Source organism: Natrinema soli (genome assembly GCF_028618695.1).
The window spans coordinates 1-3,881 of the sequence record NZ_JAQIVI010000356.1; the positions used below are offsets into that span (position 1 = coordinate 1).

A 3,881-nucleotide genomic window follows, 5' to 3' on the forward strand; every position below is an offset into this window, starting at 1 on the left:
GGGCGGCAACGCGCCCTTCGTCGTCACCGACGAGGCCGACCTCGAGCGGGCCGCCCGCGCCGGCGCGTTCGGTTCGTTCATCCACCAGGGACAGGTCTGCATCTCGATCAACCGCCACCTCGTCCACGAGTCGCTGTACGACGAGTACGTCGACCTACTCGTCGATCACGCGGAGTCGCTCGTGATCGGCGACCCCTCCGAGAACGAGGACGTGACGTTCGGCCCGGTCCAGAACGAGACCCAGCGCGACGACTTAGTCGAGTTCATCGACGAGACGCTCGAGGCGGGTGCCACCCTCGAGACCGGCGGCGAGGCCGACGGCCTGTTCGTCGAGCCGACCGTCCTCTCGGACTGTACGAACGACATGCCGACGGCGTGCAACGAACACTTCGGTCCCGTCGCGCCCGTGATTCCGTTCGCGGACGACAAAGAGGCCATCGAACTGGCCAACGACACCGAGTACGGCCTCTCGGCCTCGGTCTTCTGCGAGGACGTGGATCGCGCCCGCGACCTCGCCGATCGAATCGAGGCGGGCATGGTCCACATCAACGATCAGCCGATCAACGAGGACCACAACGCCCCCTTCGGCGGAGTCAAGCAATCGGGCCTCGGCCGGTACCACGGCGAGTGGATCGTCCGGGAACTCACCGAGCCGAAGTGGATCTCGGTCCAAGGCGAGGAGCGGGACTACTTCGTTTTCGAGTAATCGACCGGTGCGCGGTTCGGAGCGAACGCAGTGAGCGAGAACCGCGGGGATGCGAGCGGTGAGCGAAGCGAGCCGTGAACGAGTATTGCGCGGCGCGATGCGCCGCGACCATCGGGTCGAGCGCGGAACCACAGGTTCTGCGAGTGGTCGAACGGTGGAGCACACCCGGGAGACGACGATGAAACCGTCCCGCAACGCCCGTGAGTAGCAATCGGCTGGGGAGATGTGGTCCTCATCGGTACCGCGATCGCAGGGCGCTCGTCCCATCCCCCCTTCCCGTCAGATACTCCGTTCGAAGACCCACACGGCGTTTCGTCACATCTATCTCACGGCCGCGGAAAGCAGGGGTATGTTCGACCGCGTTCGCGCCCGACTCGGCCGTTCCGGCGACCGACAGCCCCCCACCGAGCCGGCGGTGGGTCTCTTCGTCGACGGGCCGAACGTCTTCCGCGACGAGTTCGACGTCGATCTCGACGACCTGCGCGACGCGGCCCGCGAACTCGGCCGCGTCGGCGTCATCCGACTCTACCTCGACGAGCACGCTACTCCCGGCCTCATTCAGGCCGCCGAAGCCCGCGGCTTCGAAGTGATCGTCACCAGCGGCGACGTCGACGTCAAACTCGCCGTCGACGCGACCGCGCTCGCGGGCGACGGCACCATCGATCGGCTCGCCATCGCCTCGAGAGATACCGACTTCAAACCCGTCCTCGAGTACGCGGGCACCGTCGGCGTGGAGACGATCGCGATCGCGCCCGGGACGCACGGCCGCTCCGACGCGCTTCGGAACGCGGCCGACGAAGCGGTCACGCTCGAGCCGTGACGACGAGACGCTTCCCGGCGAAAATCGATCTTTCCGGTGAAAATCAGCCGCTGTAGGAACTCTCCCCGACGACTTCGAGGACCTCACCGCGACCCGTGGCGGTCGTCTCGTCGAATTCGACCACGCGCACCCGTACCTGTTTCTCGACCATCTCCGGGCCGGCACCGTCGACGATCAGTTCCGTATCGCCGATGTACGCCCGGCCGCTGGTCCCGTTCGTCTCCGCGACGAAGACGTCGATCTCGGATCCGGTCTCGAGCGTCGGTCGGTTCGCACGGAACTGCCAGCCTTTGAGGTACTTCTTGAGGAAACTCATACGCGCGCCACCTCCTCGCTCTCGCGATCGATGACGTACTCGCGGCCGAACCCGGTCAGCGCCGCGAGAACGAACACCGCGACGAGCAGCCAGCCCTGGAAGACGAACGGGACGACGTCGATCGGCGTGACGACCATCGACTGGTCGAACCAGTCGTACTCGCCGGGGAGGTTCTGCATCGCGCTGTAGCCGGCGAGCACGCCGCCCGACCACGGGAAGATGTAGCCCAGCGCGGCGGTCTGGCCGTCCAGGATGTTCGCTCGCCGGTAGCCGTTCAGATTGAATCGCTCCCCGATCTTCGAGATGTAGGGCCCGATCGCGACCTCGGCCGCGGTGTTGATGGTGATGATCGCGTTGATCAGCGCCGCGGAGCCGACCATCGTGAGTTCGGCGTTGCGGACGTTCGTCGCGAGGTTCTCGAGCGACCACTCGAGCAACACCTCGAACGCGCCGCCGCGGATCATAATCTGGGCCGCGCCGATGATCAGCAGGACCAGGATCGACAGTTCGAGAAACCCGGCCACGCCGTTCATCAGGCTCCCGCCGACGCCGACCGCGTCGGGGTCCTCGACGACCGTGAGGACCGGCAGGCCTGACAGCGGTTCTGCCAGCGGCGCGTCTGACGGTGCGTTGAACATGACGATACCGCCGATGCTCTCGAGGCCGAAAATGAGGTTGAACGCGACCGCGATGACGATTCCCCACGAGATGGCCTCGACGATGTGGCGGCCGGCGATCGCCGCGACGATCACGGCCAGCATCGAGACGATGTGAATCAGGCCGATCGCTTCGCTTCCCTCGAGGAAGATCGCCTGGGCTTCGGCGCCGATATCGCGGCCGTCCATCGCTCCGCCGGCGACGACGTAGCCGAGGAAGGCGACGACTGCGGCGATGATGACGTACTTGAATCTCGAGGCGACGACGCCGCCGATGTCGGCGTCTTGCGTGACCGCGCTGACGATCGTCGTGTCACTGACGGGTGCGAGGTTGTCACCGAAGATCGCACCCGAGAGGATCGCGCCGAACAACAGGATAGGGTTCGCGCCGAGCAAGACGCCGGCGGGGAAGAACAGCCCGACGAAGGCGACGGTCGCGCCGTAGCCCGTCCCGATCCCCGTCGTGAAGACGGCGGCGAGGACGAACGTGATCGCGGGGAACAGGGCGGCACCGACGCCAGCGGTGTCGGCCAGCCAGACGAGGCCGCCGACGAATCCGCCGTCCTGTAACAGCTGGGCAAACATGCCGGCCCAGATCCACGCCACGATCGCCGTCACCGCGACGGGCTGGGTCATCCCCTCGAAGATCGTGTTGGCGTAGGACTCCCAGTTCCCCCGGACGAAGAACATACCGACGATGAGCCCGACGAGAATCCCGACGATGAGCCCGCCCGTGTCCCCGATCCGCCAGAGCGCGGTCTGGACGATGGCCCAGACGATGAAAAACGCGATCGGGAACGCGCTCATCCCGCGGCCGCCGTAAAATTCGACGCTCGGCCCGCTGTCGCGGTCCGGCTGTGTGAACTGGTCCGCCGGTCCGTCATCGGTCGGCCCGTCCCCGGTATCACTCATACCTGATCACGCATACTGACACACGCTCGCACTAATCACACCCGCCATAATAACTATTACTGACAGGTGTTTCGCGAGGTCTTTCTCTCCCGCTCGAGCCTTCTACCAACCGGAACTGACGTGCTCGGGTCCCGGCACCGTGACGAAATCAGTGACTTTTCGGGCGCGGGGCGCTCACTAGCGGGTATGATCGACGAGACGCCGGTACTGGACGACCACCTCCACCTCGATCCCGACAGTCACCGAGGTATCGACGCCGTTCGCGACTTCGCCCGCGTCGGCGGCACCCACCTGCTCGTGGTGAACAAACCCTCCTGGCACCTCGGCGTCGAGGCGGAGACCGGCGAGGACTTCCGCGAGGTCTTCGAGCGCACCGTCGAGATCGTCGACGAGGCCTCGAACGAACTCGCGGGCCGAGCGTGGCCCGTCCTCGGCGTCCACCCCGGCCTCGTTTCGCGGCTGGTCGACGAC

At 66.0% G+C, this 3,881-nt stretch carries 4 protein-coding genes and 1 pseudogene; 3 read left to right on the forward strand and 2 right to left on the reverse strand.

What is annotated here, in order from left to right; genetic code table 11:
* Both PGX04_RS20415 and PGX04_RS20420 read left to right on the forward strand, forming a co-directional pair.
* Positions 1–706 (forward strand): aldehyde dehydrogenase family protein (locus tag PGX04_RS20415; protein WP_273740191.1); only part of this gene is annotated, 706 nt, incomplete at its 5' end.
* 349 nt (positions 707–1,055) lie between these two features.
* Positions 1,056–1,526 (forward strand): NYN domain-containing protein, encoded by a 471-nt coding sequence (locus PGX04_RS20420; RefSeq protein WP_273740192.1) that lies wholly within the window; start codon positions 1,056–1,058, stop codon positions 1,524–1,526.
* 43 nt (positions 1,527–1,569) lie between these two features.
* Here the strand turns inward: PGX04_RS20420 and PGX04_RS20425 are convergent, their stop codons facing one another.
* Together PGX04_RS20425 and PGX04_RS20430 are read right to left on the reverse strand one after the other, a co-directional pair.
* Positions 1,570–1,842 (reverse strand): DUF7513 family protein, encoded by a 273-nt coding sequence (locus PGX04_RS20425; RefSeq protein WP_273740193.1) that lies wholly within the window; start codon positions 1,840–1,842, stop codon positions 1,570–1,572.
* Positions 1,839–3,410, reverse strand: a complete 1,572-nt coding sequence (locus tag PGX04_RS20430; protein ID WP_273740194.1) for a Na+/H+ antiporter NhaC family protein — start codon at positions 3,408–3,410, stop codon at positions 1,839–1,841. Before PGX04_RS20430 ends, PGX04_RS20425 begins: the two co-directional genes overlap by 4 nt.
* Before the next feature lie 186 nt (positions 3,411–3,596).
* On the opposite strand from PGX04_RS20430, the pseudogene PGX04_RS20435 reads away from it, so the two are divergent.
* Positions 3,597–3,881: pseudogene (locus tag PGX04_RS20435) on the forward strand (TatD family hydrolase); the annotation flags it as partial.